Here is a 17,666-nt window from a genome sequence, read left to right as displayed (position 1 = left end):
GCCTCGTGACAACGAACAAGACCGGACAATCGACATGATCGACGACCTCTACACCCCTTCGCGGCGCAAGCTGCTCGGCGTGGCCGGCGCAGGCGCCGCGGCGTTGGCGGCTCCCGCCGCCCTGCTGGGCACGCCGGCCCAGGCCCAGAACAAGGCGCTGACCCTGCTCAACGTCAGCTACGACCCGACGCGCGAGCTCTACAAGGACATCAACGCCGCCTACGCCGCCTACTGGAAGCGCCGCACCGGCCAGACGATCACCATCAATCAGAGCCACGGCGGCTCCGGCCGTCAGGCGCGCTCGGTGATCGACGGCCTGCAGGCCGACGTGGTCACCCTGGCGCTGGCGTCCGACATCGACGAGATCGCCGCCAAGGCCAAGCTGCTGCCGGCCAACTGGCAGTCGCGCCTGCCCAACAACTCGACGCCCTACACGTCCACGATCGTGTTCCTGGTGCGCAAGGGCAACCCGTGGAAGATCCGCGACTGGGGCGACCTGATCAAACCCGGCATCGGCGTCATCACACCGAACCCGAAGACCTCGGGCGGCGCGCGCTGGAACTACCTCGCGGCCTGGGCCTGGGCGCTGAAGCAACCCGGCGGCAGCCCGGCGACGGCGCAGGCCTTCGTCGAGAAGCTGTTCCGCCAGGTGCCGGTGCTCGACACCGGCGCGCGGGGTTCGACCACCACCTTCGCGCAACGCCGCCTGGGCGATGTGCTGCTGGCCTGGGAGAACGAGGCCTACCTGTCGTTCGACGAGTTCGGTCCGAACTTCGACATCGTCTATCCGTCGCTATCGATCCTGGCCGAGCCGCCGGTCGCGATCGTCGACAAGGTTGTCGATCGCCGCAAGACCCGCACCCTCGCTGAGGGCTACCTGAACTTCCTCTACAGCCCGCTGGCGCAGGACCTGATCGGCAAGCACCACTATCGGCCGCGCGACCCGGCGGCCCTCGCCAAGTACGCCAAGACCCTGCCCAAGCTCCCGATGGTGACCATCGACGACACCTTCGGAGGCTGGAAGAAGGCCCAGGCGCTGCATTTCGGCGACGGCGGCGTCTTCGACAAGATCTACCGCCCGCGCTGACCTCCCGGCGCAAAGGCGAGCTTGAGGGGCGCGGCTTCGGCCGCGCCCTTTTTTTGCGTCGTGCCGCGGCCTCCGCAACCACGACAGCGCCGCGCCGTTGATGCCGCGGACGCGGGCATGGGGTGAGACGTGGCGCAGGATCTGATCGTCAGCATCGTCGGCACAGGTGCGGCCCTGTGCTCGATGAGCAGCTTCATCCCGCAGATCGCCAAGATCTGGCGCGAGCGCGACGCCTCTTCGGTTTCGCTCCGCATGTACGTGGTCACGGTCACCGGGTTCATCCTGTGGATCACCTATGGGGTGATGATCGCCAGTTGGCCGGTCACGCTGTCCAACATCGTCTGCCTGGCGCTGTCGGCCACGATCCTGGCGTTGAAGTGGAAGTTCAGCCACGGAGCCGCGGCGGCTTAACCAAGTTCCCTAACGCGTCCGCAAACCGGCCATGGCATGGTCGGGCGCATGGAACTGGCTGACGCGCCCAGGGTGCGCCTCCTTGGCGGGGAATTCGACCTGGTGACGCCGGCGCAGGTGCTGGCCGTGACGCAACAGGTGATCGAGACCCGCGGCCTGGCGGTGATCGCCAACCACAACGCCCACAGCCTCTACCTCTGCCGGCGCTCGGCGGCGATGCGCGCCTTCTTCGCCCAGGCCGACCTGATCGAGGTGGATTCGACGCCGGTGATCGCCTGGGGCCGACTGCTGGGCGTTCCCGTCAGCCGGGCGCACCGCAGCACCTATCTGGACTGGCGCGAGGATTTCTGGCGACTGGCCGATGCCCACGGCTGGCGCGTGTTCTATCTCGGCGGCGCACCGGGCGTCGCCGACACGGCGATGTCCAGTCTGAGCGCCCAATGGCCCGGCGCCCGCCTCGCCGCCCAGCACGGCTACATCGACGCCGCGGCAGGATCGAGCGACAATGCGGCGCTGCTGGCCCGCATCGCCGCTTTCGACCCCGATGTGATCTTTGTCGGCATGGGCATGCCGCGCCAGGAGCAATGGATCCTCGACCACCGCGCGCAGCTCGCGAGAGGCGCGGTGTTCTCGGTCGGCGCGGCCTACGACTACGAGGCCGGCGTGCAGTCCGCCGCGCCGCGATGGATGGGCCGCGCAGGCGTGGAATGGCTCTACCGGCTGGCCACCCAGCCGCGTCGCCTGGCGTTCCGCTATCTGGTCGAGCCGTGGTTCCTGGCGCCCGCGGCCTTGGCCGACGTCCGCGACCGGCTGATGCGTCGCGGCCCGGCCGGAGCCGCGACACTAGCCAGAGCGCGCCGCACATCTTAAGGCTTTCGCCGCGTAGGCGCGGTCGCGCGCGACGCGAATCCGGAGGCGGCGAATGGACGACAGGCTGCTGGCGGCGGACGCCGCTCTGAAGGCCGGCAAGGCGTCTGAAGCCATCGACCTGATGTCGACGGTGTTGACCGAAGACCCCGCCCAGACCCTGCAAGTCTACCGGGTATTGAGCCTGAAGCTCTACGAGGCGAAGCGCTACGACGAAGCGGCCGAGTGGGCCGGCAAGACGGTCGCCCGCTTCCCCAAGGAATTCGAGCTGTGGAACCTCTATGGGGTCATCCTGCGCCGCGCGCGACGCTATGACGACGCGATCAAGGCGTTGGATCAGGCCCAGAAGCTCAATCCCAAGTCCAACGCGCCGTTGATCAACAAGGGCAACATCTACAACGACCTCGGCAACGGGCCAGCCTCGGAGGCGGTGTTCTCCAAACTGGTGCGGCTGGATCCCCGGAACGCCGAGTATCAACGCGGCCTGGGGCGCGCCCTGATCAACCAGAAGCGCTACGACCAGGCGGCGGTGCGTTGCCGCCAGGCGGTGACGCTGAAGAAGGATTACGTCGACGCCTGGATGGACTGGTCCGGCATGGAGTGCGAGCGGCTCAACTTCGACGTCGCCGTCGACATCGCCGAGCGCGCCATCGCGGCCGCCCCCGGGGAGCGGCGCCTGCTGGAGGCTAAGGCCTCGATCCTGCGGCGGATGGGCCTGGCCCAGGCCACCGAGGACTTCCTGACGTCGCTGCTGCCGACCTACGGCGACGAGGCCTGGCTGCAACACGCCCTGGGCGCGTCGATTTCCGACCGCGACCGGGCCCGCGCCAACGACCACCTAGGCCGCGCCGTCGCTCTGGAGCCTGACAACCTCGAATACCGCATGGCGATGGTCGAGAGCCTGGAGCGCTCGCGCCACGGCGACGAGGGCGCCAATATCGAGGCCGGCTACAAGCTGCTGCAAGAGACCATCGCGCTGCGGCTTGGGGAGCCGACGCCGAAGTACAATAAGGTCTCCAACGAGGTGCTGATCCGCGTCTGCGCCTTCGAGGAACTCGACGCGCTGGGCAGTTTCCGCGATCTCGGCCGCGGATGGGCGGAGTCCGGCCGCCATACGGCGCTGCTGAAGCATCTGGCCAGGGTGCAGAACGACGAAGACCGCTACGAGCTGCTGGAACAGCACCGGATCTGGGGCGACGCCGCTCAGGTGCTGGCGGCCCGCACGCCGGTCAAGAAGGCCAAAGCCCGCCGGGAGGGCGGCAAGATCCGGCTGGGCTTCATGTCGTCGGACCTGCGCAGCCATCCGGTGGGCTACTTTGCCTACCCCCTATTCGAATACCTCGACGACAAGCGCTTCGAGGTCTTCTGCTATTCGTTCTACCAGGGCCAGGAAGACGCGGTTCAGAAGTACATCGGCTCGCGCGTCGCCGGCTATCGGTGGAACCCGGACATCTCAGGCTTCGCCGCGGCGCAGATGATCGCCGACGACGACCTGGACATGCTCATCGAGTTGGGCGGTTCGACCCACATGAACAAGCTGGAGGTGATGGCCTATAGGCCGGCTCGGCTACAGGCGAGCTGGCTGGGCTATCCGCACTCAGCGGGCCTCAGCGCCATCGACTACATCGTGCTCGATCCGAACCTCGTGCCCGAGGACCCCAAGCTGCTGATCGAAACGCCCATGGTCATGCCCAAGACCTGGCTGGCGCTCGGGCGGCGCGCATTCTCCGAGAACTACAAGATCAACGAGGGCCTGCCGCAGGACGCTGCCGGCTGCATCACCTTCGGCACCGCCAACAACCCGCATAAGTACAGCGAGGCCGTGCTCCGCGCCTGGGCCAGGGTGGTCGCCGCCGTCCCCGGCTCGCGCTTCCAGTTCGTGCGCCCCGAGGGCGGGTCGGAGACATTCCGCAAGAACATCGAAAGGTACTTCGCCGCCGAGGGCGTCTCGGCCGATCGCATCGTCCACCGCGTCGTGCGTGGCCTGCACATGGCCTACTACAACGAGATCGACATCACCCTGGACCCGTTCCCGCTAACCGGCGGGACCACCACCTGCGAGGCGCTGTGGATGGGCGTGCCGGTGGTCAACCTGCGCGGCAAGGCGCTGTTCGAACGGCTCAGCGGTTCGATCCTGACCAACCTCGGCCTCGCCCACCATATCGCCGACAACCTCGACGACTTCGTGAAAATCGCCGTGGACCTGGCCGCCGACCGGGACCAGCGGCTCGCGCTGCGCCACAGCCTGCGCGAGCGCATGCGTGCAAGTCCGCTGGGCCAGAACGAACAGTTCGCCAGGGACTTCTACGACCTGGTGGCGAGCACCGTCGAAAGCCGCCTGGGCGTGCGCGAGACGGCGTGAGCCGATGACCTCGCCAGTCGGCGCCGAGGCCGCCCTGGCGGCGGGTGATCTGGGCGGCGCCGCGCAGGCGCTGGACGCAGCCTTGGCCGCCGGCGAGCCAGTGGCCGCAGGGCTGATCGCCCGACTGTGCGCCGGCTTCATCCAGACGGGACGGGTCGATGCAGCCGAGGCCTGGGCGCGGCGCGGGCTGGAAACGCTGGGCGAGGATTTCGACCTGCAGCAAGCCCTGGGCGTGGCTCTGCGGCGCCAGCGCCGCTTCGACGAGGCGGTCGAGGCGCTGACGACCGCCCACACCCTGCGCCTGGGCGATCCGGGACCGCTGTACAATCTGGCCAACGTCCACAACGACCGTGGCGATGGGGTCGCCGCCGCCGAGATCCTGGACCAGTTGCTGGCGGCCTATCCCGACGACGCTCAGTTGCACCACATGATGGGCCGCGCGCAGCGTCACCTGGGCGAGCTGGAAGCGGCCGACGCGGCGCTCGCCGAGGCTTTGCGCTGCGATCCCCGGTTCATCGAAGCCTGGCGCGATCGCGCGATGCTGGCCAGCGAGCGCCAGCGACATAAGGAGGCGCTGGCCATCCTCGACGCCGCGCAAGGGCCTCTGCCGGATGCCCCGCGGCTGGTGGAACGGCGCGCCGAGGTCCTGATCCGCGCCGGCCGGGCCGACGAGGCGCGCGCCTGCCTCGAGGCCGCGCTGCGCACCCGGTCTGACGCGGCCTGGGCGCATCTGCAACTGGCCCGGCTGCTGCTGGACACTGACCTCGCATCCGCCCTCGCGCACGCCGAACGTGGCGTCGCCGCTGCGCCCAACTCCGCCCTTCATCGCCTGGCGCTGGCGCACGCCCAGTCGCGGGCGGCGGGGGTCGGGCGGGCCGACCTCCTGCAACCTGCCTATGAGGCGGCGCGCGCCATGACGGCGCGTGGCGGGCCTGCGCCTGTGGAGCATGCCTTCGTCCTGCGCGGCATCCTCGCCCAGGCCGGCGACGTCGACGCCGCCGAAGCGGTGGGAGGCTTCGAAACGCTCGGTCGCTACTGGGCGCTGAATGGCCAGCATGCCGCCCTGCTCTCGCAGCTGCCGCGGGTGCGCACAGCGCAGGATCGGCGGGAGCTGCTGCACCAGCACCGGATGTGGGCGGCCCCGATCGAGCGACGTGCGGCGCGCAATCCGGTGGAGCGCCGACCCAGGGCGCCGCGCGACAAGCTACGCATCGGCTTCCTGTCCTCGGACCTGCGCCGCCATGCCGTCGGCCACTTCGCGCAAGCGCTGTTCGAGCACTACGACCGCGACCGGTTCGACCTCTACGCCTACTCGTTCTTTCCGGGCGAGGCGGACGCGGTGCAGGCGCGCATCGCCGGCCAAATCGCGGGCTTTCGGGTGATGCCCGGCGCGGCCGAGCGCGACGCGGCCCAGGCGATCGCCGCCGACGGCCTCGACATGCTGATCGAGCTGGGCGCCACGACCCGCTGGAACCACGTGCAGGTGATGGCCTATCGCCCGGCCCGGGTTCAGGCGAGCTGGCTGGGCTATCCGCACTCGGTGGGCCTCGCCGACATAGACCACCTGATCCTCGATCCGCACCTTCGGCCGAGCGATCCGGCGCTGTTGGTCGAGCGTCCGCTGATCATGCCCAGCACCTGGCTGGCGCTGGGCGCCCAGGCGTTCACCGATCACCCGCCGGTCGGCGCTCCGCCCCAGGAAACCAACCGCCTCATCACCTTCGGCACAGCCAACAATCCGAACAAGTACACCCGCCCGATGCTGCAGGCCTGGGCCCAGGTGGTGGCGCGCACGCCCGACTCCCGCTTCCTGTTCGTGCGCCCGGAAGCCGCCGCGCCGGCCTTCCGCGACAACATGCGTCGCGCCTTCGCCGAGGCCGGGGTCGCGGAGCAGCGCGTGCTGTTCCAGCCGTCCTGGGGCGACCACCTGCAGCACTACGGGCGCATGGACGTTTCCCTCGACACCTTCCCACTCACCGGCGGGACCACCACCTGCGAAGCGCTATGGATGGGCGTTCCGGTCATCTCCCTACGCGGCGAAGCGGTGTTCGAGCGGCTTAGCCACTCGATACTGACCAACGCCGGGCTGGGCGAACTGTCGAGCGCCAGCGTGGAGGGGTTTGTGGAGACCGCCGTGGCCCTGGCGGCCGATCGCGCGCGGCTGACTGGGCTGCGCGCCACCCTCCGCCAGCGCCTGCGCGCCAGCCCGCTCGGCCAGAGCGAGACCTTCACCCACGACTTCTTCGATCTCGTCAGCCGGGCGACGTCAACCTAGTCGCGGAAATATTCCTTCAGCAGGTCGACGGGCGCAGGCCGAAAGGCGAGTTCGCCGCGCTCTGCGGCGAACACCATGGAGCCGGCGGGCGCTGTGCGATTGATCACCCGCACGCCTTGCGACAGCACGGCGCCGTCTTCGATCACGGCGCGGCCGACCACCGAGCTGTTGGGATAGAGCACCACCCGGTCGCCGATCACCGGGATGTCGGACAGGTGACGGCCGACGTTGACGTTCTGATACAGCACCAGCCGATTGCCGTAGGTCGCCTTGGCCAGGACGATGCCGACGCTGTGGCCGATGTAGAACTCCTCCGGCATGGCGATCTCGTAGAACAGGTCGATGCCGTTCAGCGCCTTGTTCATCAGGAACAATCGCGTAGCGGCGCCTGTGTCGCCGGAGCGCCGCCAGATCGTGTTGGCGAGGTAGTAGAGGTAGATGCAGTACTGCGAGGACTGCAGATAGTTGAACTGGTCCGGTCGCCAGGGTGCGCAGGCGTTGATGCAGCGATGCAGCCGCTCCAGCGCCTCGTCGAGATGGGCGTCGACGCAGTCGCGGAACGCCTCGGTGCGACCGTCGGGGATCAGGTTCGCGCACTGGGCGGCGGTATAGTCCACGAGACTGGAACGTGTGTGGTCGATCAGCTTCACGCCAGCGCCTCCGTTCGCAGATAGCCGCGCACCACATCCTTCACGCCCCGTGGGCTTACGCCAAGCGCCCGCAGGCGGGCGATGTCGGCGTTGGGTGGCGCCGGCGGGTTCGCCTGGCCGGTGAACGTCACCTGCCAGCCCTCCTCGGCGAACAGCGCCGCGAGGTCGGCGTTGGTGGTGAGCGCGCCGCCTGCGACGTTGACGACACCAGGTTCCGGCGCTTCGGCTATAGCGATCAGGGCTTCGACCACATCGTCCACATGGATGTAATCGCGCGCGATGTGTGGGCTGGATTGCAGGGTCAGCGCGCGGCCGCCGCGTGCGGCGACCAGCCATGCGGAGAGGAACCCCGGGTCGCCGTCACGCCAGCCGAACACGTTGGACAGCCTGGCGACGCCGCCGCGTCCCGCCATCTGGGTCAGCGCGATGTTCTCGCCCAACGCCTTGCTGAGGTCGTAGATGTGGCGCGGTTCGGCTGGCTGCAGCGCCAGCGGCAGATCCTCGTGCATGTCGCCGCCCCCACGATCGGCCGCGTCGTAGAGCCTGGTGGAGGACGTGTAGACGAAGCGCTCGAACGTCGCCCGGGAGGCCATCTCGGCGACCAGCGTGGCATGCGCCTCGACGGTGTCGAACGGCCGCTGGGCGTAGTCGGCGGTAAGGCCGGCACAGTAGTAGACGACGCCAAGGTCACGTTCGAACAGCGCCGGATCGCCCTTGGCGGGGGCGAAAACCTCAGCCCCATCGCGCCCCAGCCTCTCCCTCAACCGGCCGCCGACGAAGCCGGCCGCGCCGACGATGGTGGCGCGCGCGGCCACCGCCCTAGAGGCCGCCAATCGGGTGGTGCAGCGCCGGGTCCTTATGGCGCAGCAGCTTGGGGCTGACATCGCGGCAGATCAGGTAGCGGTCGTTGTCGAACACCGAGGCGTCCTTCACCGCCACCATGTTGAAGCCGTGCGGCGGGCCTTCCAAGTGGATCGCGCCCAGCGGGATCAGCTCGATGGGCCGGCCGGCCAGATCGTAGTTGGAATTGAAGTCGCGCAACGCGAACAATTCGTAGCCATGCCCGGTCAGGAACCTGGCCAGCGGCGTGTTCTCCAACCCGACGCTCCAGTCGACGTAGTGGCGGTGCACCTCGAACAGGATGTCCGGCGCCTCACCCTTCGGTTGGGCCAGGAACGCCTCGGCGCCCTTGAGCGCCGCCATCTCCGCCCCTTCGATGTCGAGCACGATCAGGTCGAGCGCGTTGACGCCCGCCGCCGCCAGATAGTCGGCGATGGTGACGGTGCGGAACCCGTCGTCAGCGCCCTCTGCGGTCACTTCGGCGCTCGCGAAGGAGTCGTAGCCGACCAGCTTCAGGTTTGTGGAGCTGTCGTCCCACAGGCCTTCCGGCCGGGGCCTGATGTTCGTCAGGCCATTCAGCTCAGCATTCCGCTGCAGCATGGCGCGCTGTTCGTTGTTCGGCTCGAAGGCGTGCACCACGCCGCCGCGGGCGGCGACTTCGCGGGCGATGAGGATCGCGTGGTCGCCGAAGTAGGCGCCGCCGATCACCACCTGCTTGGCGCGCCGGGCGAGATCCACGAGGATGCGGCTGGTCTGCGGCTCCCAGGCGTGGTCGGGCGTCTCCGGCTGCGACATCACGAAGTCGCGGGCGATCTTCGAGCGGTAGAGGAATTCGAAGGTGACGCCGTTCGACAGCGTCTTGCGCACCACCTGGTCGTCATCGAACAGGGCGTCGACCAGCGGGCCGGTCACTTCCTCGCGGATGTCGACGCCGGGCGTGGCGATCTCGGCTTCCAGCGCCAGGATCTGGCGGATGAAGGCGCTGCGCCAGGCCGGCTCAGCGGCCAGTTGGCGAAGCGACGACAAGGCTTTTTCGTCGGACATTCCGGTAGACCCAATCCATTCGCCGCGCGCTGCGCGGACATCTGACAGTTCGATCGCGCCGTCAGCGATCGTATGAAGCATAGGCCGCGTCGCGCGGGGAGATCACCCGCGGCGACTGCGGCCACGCGATCGCAAACGCCGGATCGTCCCAGCGCACGCCCGCGTCGTGGCCCGGCTGATACATCTGGTCGATCTGGTAGACCACGTCCGTGTCGGCCTCCAGGGTGAGGAAGCCGTGGGCGACGCCGTTCGGGATCAATAGCGCGCGGCCGTTGTCGGCGGAAAGCTCAGCCGCCGTCCAGCGTCGGTGCGTGGGGCTGTCCTCGCGCAGGTCGAGCGCCACGTCGAAGGCGCGACCGCGGGTCACCCGCACCAGCTTGGCCTCGGCGTGCGGCGGCGTCTGATAGTGCATGCCGCGCAGCGTGCCGGCCCGGGTGTTGTGCGACAGGCTGGACTGCACCGGCGCGAACGGATAGCCGGCCGCCTCGAACTCCTGCGGGCAGTACAGTCGGGCGAAGAACCCCCGCTCGTCGCTCGCCGGTTCGATGTCGACGCTCACCACGCCGGCGATCGCGGTTGGGCTGAAGCGCATCAGGGCCAGACCTTGACCGTGGGCGCCGCCGTGACGAACCGCCCGCCCCAACCGCGCACGTAGGCGAGTTGTTCGATGATCTCGTCCTTCAGATTCCAGGGCAGGATCAGCACATAGTCGGGCCTCACCACCTCGACCTGCGCCGGCGCCCGGATCGGGATATGGCTGCCCGGCAGGAAGTGGTCCTGCTTGTGCGGATTGGCGTCGAAGGCGCTGACGATGTCGTCGGCGCCGACGCCGCAGTAGTTGAGGAAGGTATTGCCCTTGGCCGCCGCGCCGTAGGCCGCGACGCGCGCGCCCTCTGCCTTGGCCCGCGCCAGGAACGCCAGGAACCCGTCGCGCACCGCCTCGACCCTGGGCGCGAAGCCGCCATAGGTCTCGATGCGCCCCAGCCCCGCTGACGCCTCGCGCGTGCGCAGGTCCCGCAGCGCCTGGGTTTCCACATGGTCGGACGCCTGGTGCGCGCAGAACAGCCGCAGCGACCCGCCGTGGGTGGACAACAGCTCCACGTCGAACGGCCGCAGGCCGTTGGCCGCCAGCACCTGCTCCACCGAGGTCAGCGACAGGTAGGAGAAGTGCTCGTGGTAGATGGTGTCGAACTGCACCTGCTCGATCAGGTTCAGCAGGTGCGGGAACTCGAAGGTCAGCACGCCCTGCAGCTTCAGCACGTGGCGGAAGCCGGCGGCGAAGTCGCCGATGTCCGGCACATGGGCCAGTACGTTGTTCGCGGCCATCAGGTCGGCCTGCACGCCACGCTGCGCCAACGCCTGGCCGGTCGCGGCGTTGAAGAAGGCGACCTCGGTGGGCACGCCGCGCTCGACCGCGGCCTGGGCGGTGTTGGCGGTGGGTTCGATGCCCAGCACCGGCACGCCCGCTTGCGCGAAGTGCTGCAGCAGGTAGCCGTCGTTGCTGGCCACCTCGACCACCAGCGATGAGGGGCCGAGACCGAGCCGCCTGGTCATCGCCTCGGCGTAGGCCTTGGCGTGCGCGACCCAACTCGGCGAGTACGACGAGAAGTAGGCGTAGCCGCCGTCGAAGATCTCTTCCGCCGACACAGGATCATCGACCTGCACCAGGAAGCAGCGGTCGCATACCCGCGCGTGCAGCGGGTAGCGGCGCTCGGTCCCCGCCGCCAACTCGGCCGCCGTCAGGTAGCTGTTGGCCAACGGCTGGTCGCCCAGGTCCACGAAGGTGTGGGTGAGCGGAGCTGAGCAGAATCGGCAGGTGGGCGCGCGCGTCATCGGCCGCCTTCGTAAGCCGCGATCTGCGCTTCGCAAAGCCGCAAGGCGTCCTCGCCCGCGGCTTGTCGGCGATACCATTCCATGGTCAGGGCGACGGCGCCCGGCGCATCCAGCCGGCTCTCGAAGCCCAGCATCCGCCGCGCGGCGCTCGCGTCCACCGCCAGGGTCTTGGCTTCGATCGAATGCGGGTCGGGCTCGTGGCGCCACGGCTTCGCGCCCAGCGCCTCGACCGCCAGGCTGGCCAGTTCGCCGACGCTGACCTCGGGCCCGCCAGGCGCCGGGCCGAAGTTGAGCGCGCGTGGGGTATCCGCCCGCAACGCCAGGGCCTCGGCGTAAACGAGATAGCCGGCCAGGCAGTCCAGCACATGCTGCCAGGGTCGGGTGGCTTCCGGGTGGCGCAGCACCACCGCCTCGCCAGCCTGCGCCGCGCGGACGATGTCGGCGACCAGCCGGTCGCGGGAGAAGTCGCCGCCGCCGATCACGTTGCCGCCCCGCGCGGTGGCCAGCGGCACGCCGGCTTTGTTGAAGTAGCTGCGGGCAAAGCTCGCGGCGACGATCTCCGCCGCCGCCTTCGACGCCGAATAGGGATCCTTGCCGCCGAGCGCGTCGGCTTCGGCGAAGGCGCGACCCTGGTCGGCGTTGGCGTAGACCTTGTCCGAAGTGACGACCAGGATCGCCTGCAGGCTGTCTTGCCGGCGCAACCCCTGCAGCAGGTGGGCCAGCCCCATCAGGTTGGTCGCGAAGGTCGACACCGGATCCTCGATCGCGGTGCGCACGATCGGCTGGGCCGCGAGGTGCAGGACGATGTCGAACGGCTCTGCGAGGCTTGCGTCCACCGCGGCCTGGTCACGCAAGTCGACGATGCGCGAGGCGAGCAGGCGATCGACGCCGGCCAGGTCGAACAGGCTGGGCGCCTGGTCGGCCGCCAAGGCGAGGCCGGTGACGAGGGCGCCAAGGCGGTGCAGCCAGATCGCCGCCCATGATCCCTTGAACCCTGTGTGGCCGGTCAGCAGGACGCGCTTGCCGGCCCAGAAGCTCGGGTCCGGCGTCCTCATTTCCACTGGCGCCAAGGCGCTTCGCCAGACGCCCACAGGGCCTCCAGCTGGTTCTTGTCGCGCAGGGTGTCCATGGCCGCCCAGAAGCCCTCGTGGCGGAAGGCCATCAGTTCTCCGTCGCGGGCCAGGCCCTCAAGGGGCGCGGCTTCGAACGGCGTGGCGTCGTCGGCGACGCGGGAGACGACCTGCGGCTGCAGCACGAAGAAGCCGCCGTTGATCAGACCGTTGTCGCCGGGCGGCTTTTCCATGAACCGCTCGACCCGGTTCTCGGCGATCTCCAGCGCGCCGTAGCGGCCGGGCGGCGCCACGGCCGTCACCGTCGCCTGCTTGCCGTGCGCCCGGTGGAAGGCGGCCAGCGCCGTCAGGTCAACGTCGGCCACGCCGTCGCCGTAGGTGAAGAAGAACGGCTCACCGGGTTCCAGATACTGGGCCACACGCTTCAGCCGGCCGCCGGTCATCGTCTCGGGGCCGGTGTCGACCAGGGTCACGCGCCAGGGTTCGTGATTGGTGGCGTGGTACTCGACCGAGCCCTTGGCCAGATCGACGGTCAGGTCGGCGTTGTGGAGCACGTAATTCGAGAAGTACTCCTTGATGATGTAGCCCTTGTAGCCAAGGCAGACGACGAAGTCGTTGAAGCCGTGCGCCGAGAACATCTTCATGATGTGCCAAAGGATCGGCCGCCCGCCGATCTCGATCATCGGCTTTGGGCGCAGATGGCTTTCCTCGGATATCCGGGTGCCCAGGCCGCCCGCCAGAATGACCGTTTTCATGGGTTTCGTCCGCCGCGGGCCGCGCACTTGCCGCAGCCAGTCCCCGTCTGTAACTGGACCCTGCATATCGCGTGTCCTGGGCGCGATGAAAGACGTATCGCGCGCCTGCGGCTCTCTGCTGCGGCGCTCCAGCTGAACGAGGCGGCATGAACCGGGACCGGCGCGTGGATTTCATCGTCGTCGGCGCACAGAAGGCCGGGACCACGGCGCTGTTCGACTTCCTGTCCGACGACCCCGCCCTGGCGCTCTCCGACGTCAAGGAAGTGCATTTCTTCGATGACGAGACACAGGATTGGTCGGCGCCGGATTACGACGCCTACCACGCGCACTTCGGCGAGCGGGACGGCCTGCGCGGCGAGGCCACGCCGATCTACGCCTACTGGCCGAACGCGCTGGAACGCATCCGCGCCTACAATCCCGACGCCAGGCTGATCCTGATGCTGCGCGATCCGGTGCAGCGCGCCTGGTCGCACTGGCGGATGGAATATTCACGCGGCGTCGAGACCCACCCCTTCGCCTGGTGCATCCGCGAAGGGCGGCAGCGGCTGTTCGACGCCGAGCCGTGGGGCGCGCATCGCGAGTTCAGCTATGTCGAGCGCGGCTTCTATGGGGAGCAGGTCGAACGGTTGCTGACCCTGTTTGCGCGCAAACAATTGCTGGTGCTGCGCGCCGAGGACCTGCGCGCCGATCCGAACCCATCGCTGGCGGCGGTCCGCGAGTTCCTGGGCGCGCCGCAACGTCCGCCGATCCCTGCGCGCGAAGTGCATGTGGGGCGCGAGATGGACTATGGCTCCGACCTCGCGACCAGCGACATTGAACACCTGCGCCGGGTCTATGCCCGCGACGCCGAGCGCCTCGGCGATCTCACCGGCGTCCGCTTCGGCTGAGCCGACGCCATATTTCCGGCGGCGCGCGCCCCTATTGGGAGCGATCGAAAAGCCGGGATGTCCAGATGCGCATCGCAGTATTCGCCGTTCTGCTCGCCCTGGGCGCCTGCGGTGACGCGGGTGATTCGACGGCCGCGCCCAAGGCTGCGCCGCCACACGCCGCCCCGCCCGCTCGCGAGGGCCCGGAGTTGTCGTTTCCCCTGGGCTGCATCATCGGGGCCGGGTGCGAAGTGCAGCAGTATCCCGACCACGATCCCGGTCCCGATTACCGCGACTACGCAGGCGGGCGGCAGAGCTATGACGGGCACGGCGGGACGGACATCCGTATCGCCGACATGGCCGCCCAGCGCGCAGGCGTCGCCGTGCTGGCGGCGGCGGCGGGCCGAGTGATGCGGCTGCGCGACGGCGTGCCCGACGTCTCGATCCGCGCGGCCGACGCGACCACGACGACGGGACGCGAGTGCGGCAACGGCGTGGTGATCGACCATGGGAACGGCTGGGAAACCCAGTACTGTCATCTGGCGCAGGGCAGCCTGACGGTCAGGCCGGGCGAGAGCGTCGTCGCCGGCCAGCCGATCGCGCGCGTCGGCCTGTCGGGCAACACCGAATTCGCGCATCTCGAACTGGACGTACGCCACGCCGGGGTTTCGGTGGATCCCTTCGCGCCTGTCTCGGGCGGGCCGCTTTGGAGCGACAAGGCGCGCGCGACGATGGCCTACAAGCCCGGCGCGGTGCTGAACGCCGGCTTCGCCGCCCAGCCGGTGACCTTGCAGCAGGTGGAAGACGGGAGCGTCGCCCCGCCCACCGCCGATTCGCCGGCGCTGATCGCCTATGTCCGGGCCATCGGCCTGAAGGCCGGCGACGAGATCGAGATCGCGCTCAAGTCCCCGGACGGCGGCGTCCTGGCCCTGGACCGCTCAAAACCTCTCGACCGCGACAAGGCGCAGCAACTGGTCTTCGTCGGCAAACGCAGGCCTGCGGCGGGTTGGCCGACGGGGGCCTACCGCGGCGAGTACCGGGTCTATCGGGCCGGCAAGGTCGCCCTGACCCGCAACTTCGACATCCGCATCTGAACCGTCAGGCGAGGCGCACGACGCCGAACTTCGCTAGCCAGCCCAGGCCGCGCTCGAGGAAGTAGCGACGGCCGGCGGGAAAGCCAGCGAGCAGCCCGGAGACCGTGAGCGGGACTTCGGGCGAAAGCCGGCCGACGATCGCCTCCACTTCGTCGGGCGTCGGGAAGTTGTAGGCCACCAGTGAAGCCATCGGGCTCTTCAGCAGGGCGATCGCCGAGGCTGGCGTGACGCCAGGCGACAGGACCACCTGCGTCGTCGCTGTGATGTGGCGCGTCGCGTAGCCGGCGAACGCCCGGAAAGGGTCCATCCGCCATGGGTTGTCGGGGTTGGCCGGCGAGGGGGCCGCCGCCGCGCGCCGCGCCGCGAGGTCCGCCCACAGCGCCTGGTACCTGGGAATGATCGCCGACCAGTCGAACGCGGCGCGCGCATGCGCCTGGGCTGCTTCGCCCATTTCGCGGGCGATGCGTGGGTGGCGGATGAGGACGGCGATCGCATCGGCGGCCCTGGCGATGTCGACGGCGGTCGTCTGGGCGGCGAGGCCGACATAGCTGCTGTAATCGATCCACCCATTGGCGTAGCCGAAGGCGAAGTCGCGCCCCTGGCCGGGCGCAGGCGCCCAGGTGGGGATGCGGAATCCATCCACGTTGTCGCGCACCGTGTCGCGATAACCGTCCCAGTCGCTGACCACGCTGGGCAGGCCGGCGGCCATGGCCTCCACCGGGGTCAGGCCAAAAGTCTCCTGCACATTGTCGGACAGGCTGATGAACAGGTCGGCGACGGACCAGATGGAGAACCGGGTCTCTACCGGGCGTCCGTCGACCACGACGTAGCGCACCGAAGGACAGAGGGTGCGGGCGCCGTCGTGGTAGCGCGCCTCGGCCTGTGCGTCCTCCGCCCAGCCTGACAATACCCACCAGATCTCGCGGCCGGTCTCGCGGGCTGCTGCCTCGAGGGCCAGCGCCATGACGCCAGGGTTCATCTTGCCCAGAGCGCTGAAGCGGCCGACGTAAAGCGCCACGACGGCGTCGGCCGGGATGCCGAGCTGTTCGCGCCACGCCGCGCGCTGGGCGTCGGTACGGGCGAAGTCGGTGGTGTTAATCCCGAGGGGGATGGTGACCCGCTGAGGTTCCGGCGTGCGCCTGGGGCCGAACTGGAAGGCCAGGTAGTCGCGGATGGCGTCGAGCTGCGCCTCGACCGCGGCGCGCACCGCCTCTGAGGTGCAGATCAGGGCGTCATGCGCCTGGGTCGGCGTGAGCAGCAGCTGGCCGATATCGGCCTGGATCTCGGCGCTGGCGGTGGTGTGGGTGACGCCGCAGATCGAGTAGGCATTGGTGCCGAACGGCGCGCGTTGCCAGGCCTCGCGGCCAACGAAAGGGCCTGGCAAATAGACCGCGCCTGCCTCGCCCAGTCGTCCCCGGTCGCGCATGCCGATCCAGGCGCGCGGACGCGGGTCGCCGTGCAGTGCGTCGACCATCGCCTCGAGTTCCGGCAACGATCTGGAGGCCACATTCCAGAAGCGAAAGTGATCGACGTCGCCGTGCCGCAGGAAGCCGCGCAGGAAGCTCTCGCCCGCCGAATGTCGGCCCATCAGCACGTCGCCGCTGGTCAGGTAGGCTTCCGGATCCAGGTAGATGGCGGCGTTGGACATCTTGAGGCTGCACGCTCGGCGGGATCGCAGGGAGACCCCAAAAGAAAAGGACCGCCCCGAAGGACGGCCCTCAACCTTAGTCGTATCGGAAGCGAACCTTAGACGATGTTCGTGTCCGAGATGTCGTTGATCGTGCGGCCCACTAGGACCACTGCGTCTTCATAGGTGCCATTGTTGGCGCCGGTGTCGACGAACACTACCACGTCGCTGCCGACCTGCACCGCAACCACATCGGCCGTGCCAGCGCCGATGATCCCGTTGGCGAAGGTTTCCGCCGTGGCGAAGTCAGCCTGGGTGCTCTCCGTGTAGGTGACGCCGGCCGCCGCGAAGTCGAGGCGATCGGTGGCTTCCCAGTCGTTGATCAGGTCGAAGGACCCGACCGTTGAACCGGAGTCCGAGGCGCCGAACACGAAGCGATCCTGGCCCGCACCACCGGTCAGCTGATCCTTGCCGCCGGCGCCGGAGATGGTGTCGTTGCCAGCCCCGCCGCTGATGGTGTCGCGCGCTGCGCCGCCAGTGAGGATGTCGCCGCCGTCATCGCCGGAGATGTTGGCCGCGCTGGCCGTGTCGCCGCCACCGGTGATGGTGTCGTCGCCCGTGCCGCCGACCGCCACATCGGCGCCTGGTCCGGCTCCGCCGTTGCCCAGGGTGATGTTGTCGTCACCCGCACCGCCGGTCACGGAGTCATAGCCCGCGGCCGAGACGATGACGTCGTCGCCATCTTCACCGAAGATGGTGTCGACGCCGGCGCCGCCGGTGATGTTGTCGTCACCCTCGTTGCCGTTGAGCGTGTCCGCACCGCCGTTGCCGGCGATGACGTCGTTGTTCTGGCCGCCCAGCAGGACGTCGCCGCCCGTGGCGTTT

Annotated in this window: 16 protein-coding genes; 7 read left to right on the top strand and 9 right to left on the bottom strand. The window is 69.0% G+C overall.

Annotation, left to right across the window (positions count from 1 at the left end):
- The first annotated feature begins 34 nt into the window (after positions 1–34).
- The 5 genes from Q8R27_RS07950 to Q8R27_RS07930 all read left to right on the top strand — a co-directional run bounded on the left by Q8R27_RS07950 (position 35) and on the right by Q8R27_RS07930 (position 7,002).
- Complete coding sequence (locus Q8R27_RS07950; protein ID WP_305698507.1) at positions 35–1,087, top strand: sulfate ABC transporter substrate-binding protein; 1,053 nt, start codon at positions 35–37, stop codon at positions 1,085–1,087.
- Positions 1,088–1,216: 129 nt separating this feature from the next.
- Positions 1,217–1,498, top strand: coding sequence for a SemiSWEET family sugar transporter (locus Q8R27_RS07945; protein ID WP_305698506.1), 282 nt, complete (start codon positions 1,217–1,219; stop codon positions 1,496–1,498).
- Positions 1,499–1,546: 48 nt separating this feature from the next.
- Positions 1,547–2,368 carry a WecB/TagA/CpsF family glycosyltransferase gene (locus Q8R27_RS07940; protein ID WP_305698505.1) on the top strand — a complete coding sequence of 274 codons (822 nt, stop codon included), beginning with the start codon at positions 1,547–1,549 and terminating at the stop codon, positions 2,366–2,368.
- Positions 2,369–2,420: 52 nt separating this feature from the next.
- Complete coding sequence (locus Q8R27_RS07935) at positions 2,421–4,727, top strand: tetratricopeptide repeat protein (protein ID WP_305698504.1); 2,307 nt, start codon at positions 2,421–2,423, stop codon at positions 4,725–4,727.
- 4 nt (positions 4,728–4,731) lie between these two features.
- Entirely contained in the window at positions 4,732–7,002 is a 2,271-nt protein-coding gene (locus Q8R27_RS07930; RefSeq protein WP_305698503.1) for a glycosyltransferase family 41 protein, read from the top strand.
- Here Q8R27_RS07930 and Q8R27_RS07925 read toward each other — a convergent pair.
- From Q8R27_RS07925 to rfbF, 7 genes are all read right to left on the bottom strand, one after another.
- Positions 6,999–7,652, bottom strand: a complete 654-nt coding sequence (locus Q8R27_RS07925; protein WP_305698502.1) for a hypothetical protein — start codon at positions 7,650–7,652, stop codon at positions 6,999–7,001. The two genes, Q8R27_RS07930 and Q8R27_RS07925, sit on opposite strands and share 4 nt — an antisense overlap.
- Positions 7,649–8,467 carry an NAD(P)-dependent oxidoreductase gene (locus tag Q8R27_RS07920; RefSeq protein WP_305698501.1) on the bottom strand — a complete coding sequence of 273 codons (819 nt, stop codon included), beginning with the start codon at positions 8,465–8,467 and terminating at the stop codon, positions 7,649–7,651. Before Q8R27_RS07920 ends, Q8R27_RS07925 begins: the two co-directional genes overlap by 4 nt.
- Positions 8,468–8,471: 4 nt before the next feature.
- Entirely contained in the window at positions 8,472–9,536 is a 1,065-nt protein-coding gene (locus Q8R27_RS07915; RefSeq protein ID WP_305698500.1) for an FkbM family methyltransferase, read from the bottom strand.
- A 61-nt stretch (positions 9,537–9,597) separates the two neighbouring features.
- Entirely contained in the window at positions 9,598–10,128 is a 531-nt protein-coding gene (gene rfbC, locus Q8R27_RS07910; RefSeq protein WP_305698499.1) for a dTDP-4-dehydrorhamnose 3,5-epimerase, read from the bottom strand.
- Complete coding sequence (locus Q8R27_RS07905) at positions 10,128–11,369, bottom strand: class I SAM-dependent methyltransferase (protein ID WP_305698498.1); 1,242 nt, start codon at positions 11,367–11,369, stop codon at positions 10,128–10,130. Before Q8R27_RS07905 ends, rfbC begins: the two co-directional genes overlap by 1 nt.
- Positions 11,366–12,424 (bottom strand): CDP-glucose 4,6-dehydratase, encoded by a 1,059-nt coding sequence (gene rfbG, locus Q8R27_RS07900; protein ID WP_305698497.1) that lies wholly within the window; start codon positions 12,422–12,424, stop codon positions 11,366–11,368. The genes Q8R27_RS07905 and rfbG overlap by 4 nt, the downstream gene beginning before the upstream one ends.
- On the bottom strand, positions 12,421–13,194 hold the full coding sequence (gene rfbF, locus Q8R27_RS07895; RefSeq protein ID WP_305698496.1) for a glucose-1-phosphate cytidylyltransferase: 774 nt from the start codon (positions 13,192–13,194) through the stop codon (positions 12,421–12,423). Before rfbF ends, rfbG begins: the two co-directional genes overlap by 4 nt.
- 146 nt (positions 13,195–13,340) lie before the next feature.
- Between rfbF and Q8R27_RS07890 the strand changes: the two genes are divergently transcribed.
- Entirely contained in the window at positions 13,341–14,081 is a 741-nt protein-coding gene (locus Q8R27_RS07890; protein WP_305698495.1) for a sulfotransferase domain-containing protein, read from the top strand.
- 65 nt (positions 14,082–14,146) lie between these two features.
- Positions 14,147–15,154, top strand: a complete 1,008-nt coding sequence (locus Q8R27_RS07885) for a M23 family metallopeptidase (protein ID WP_305698494.1) — start codon at positions 14,147–14,149, stop codon at positions 15,152–15,154.
- 4 nt (positions 15,155–15,158) lie between these two features.
- On the opposite strand, the gene Q8R27_RS07880 is transcribed toward Q8R27_RS07885, so the two are convergent.
- Complete coding sequence (locus Q8R27_RS07880; RefSeq protein WP_305698493.1) at positions 15,159–16,802, bottom strand: glycosyltransferase family 4 protein; 1,644 nt, start codon at positions 16,800–16,802, stop codon at positions 15,159–15,161.
- 98 nt (positions 16,803–16,900) lie between these two features.
- A partial coding sequence (locus tag Q8R27_RS07875) for a calcium-binding protein (protein ID WP_305698492.1) occupies positions 16,901–17,666 on the bottom strand: 766 nt, incomplete at its 5' end.

The organism is Phenylobacterium sp. (assembly GCF_030697305.1).
Taxonomy (GTDB): domain Bacteria; phylum Pseudomonadota; class Alphaproteobacteria; order Caulobacterales; family Caulobacteraceae; genus Phenylobacterium.
Note: the sequence above shows the minus strand (reverse complement) of the source record. Positions and strands in the feature narration are given on the sequence as shown.

Bases quoted from the DNA above. Each gene is read 5' to 3' on its own strand.
- Q8R27_RS07905 (WP_305698498.1), bottom strand. From the start codon at position 11,369: ATGACGCGCGCGCCCACCTGCCGATTCTGCTCAGCTCCGCTCACCCAC.
- Q8R27_RS07935 (WP_305698504.1), top strand. From the start codon at position 2,421: ATGGACGACAGGCTGCTGGCGGCGGACGCCGCTCTGAAGGCCGGCAAG.
- Q8R27_RS07940 (WP_305698505.1), top strand. From the start codon at position 1,547: ATGGAACTGGCTGACGCGCCCAGGGTGCGCCTCCTTGGCGGGGAATTC.
- Q8R27_RS07915 (WP_305698500.1), bottom strand. From the start codon at position 9,536: ATGTCCGACGAAAAAGCCTTGTCGTCGCTTCGCCAACTGGCCGCTGAG.
- Q8R27_RS07885 (WP_305698494.1), top strand. From the start codon at position 14,147: ATGCGCATCGCAGTATTCGCCGTTCTGCTCGCCCTGGGCGCCTGCGGT.
- rfbG (WP_305698497.1), bottom strand. From the start codon at position 12,424: ATGAGGACGCCGGACCCGAGCTTCTGGGCCGGCAAGCGCGTCCTGCTG.
- Q8R27_RS07950 (WP_305698507.1), top strand. From the start codon at position 35: ATGATCGACGACCTCTACACCCCTTCGCGGCGCAAGCTGCTCGGCGTG.
- rfbC (WP_305698499.1), bottom strand. From the start codon at position 10,128: ATGCGCTTCAGCCCAACCGCGATCGCCGGCGTGGTGAGCGTCGACATC.
- rfbF (WP_305698496.1), bottom strand. From the start codon at position 13,194: ATGAAAACGGTCATTCTGGCGGGCGGCCTGGGCACCCGGATATCCGAG.
- Q8R27_RS07930 (WP_305698503.1), top strand. From the start codon at position 4,732: ATGACCTCGCCAGTCGGCGCCGAGGCCGCCCTGGCGGCGGGTGATCTG.
- Q8R27_RS07880 (WP_305698493.1), bottom strand. From the start codon at position 16,802: ATGTCCAACGCCGCCATCTACCTGGATCCGGAAGCCTACCTGACCAGC.
- Q8R27_RS07890 (WP_305698495.1), top strand. From the start codon at position 13,341: ATGAACCGGGACCGGCGCGTGGATTTCATCGTCGTCGGCGCACAGAAG.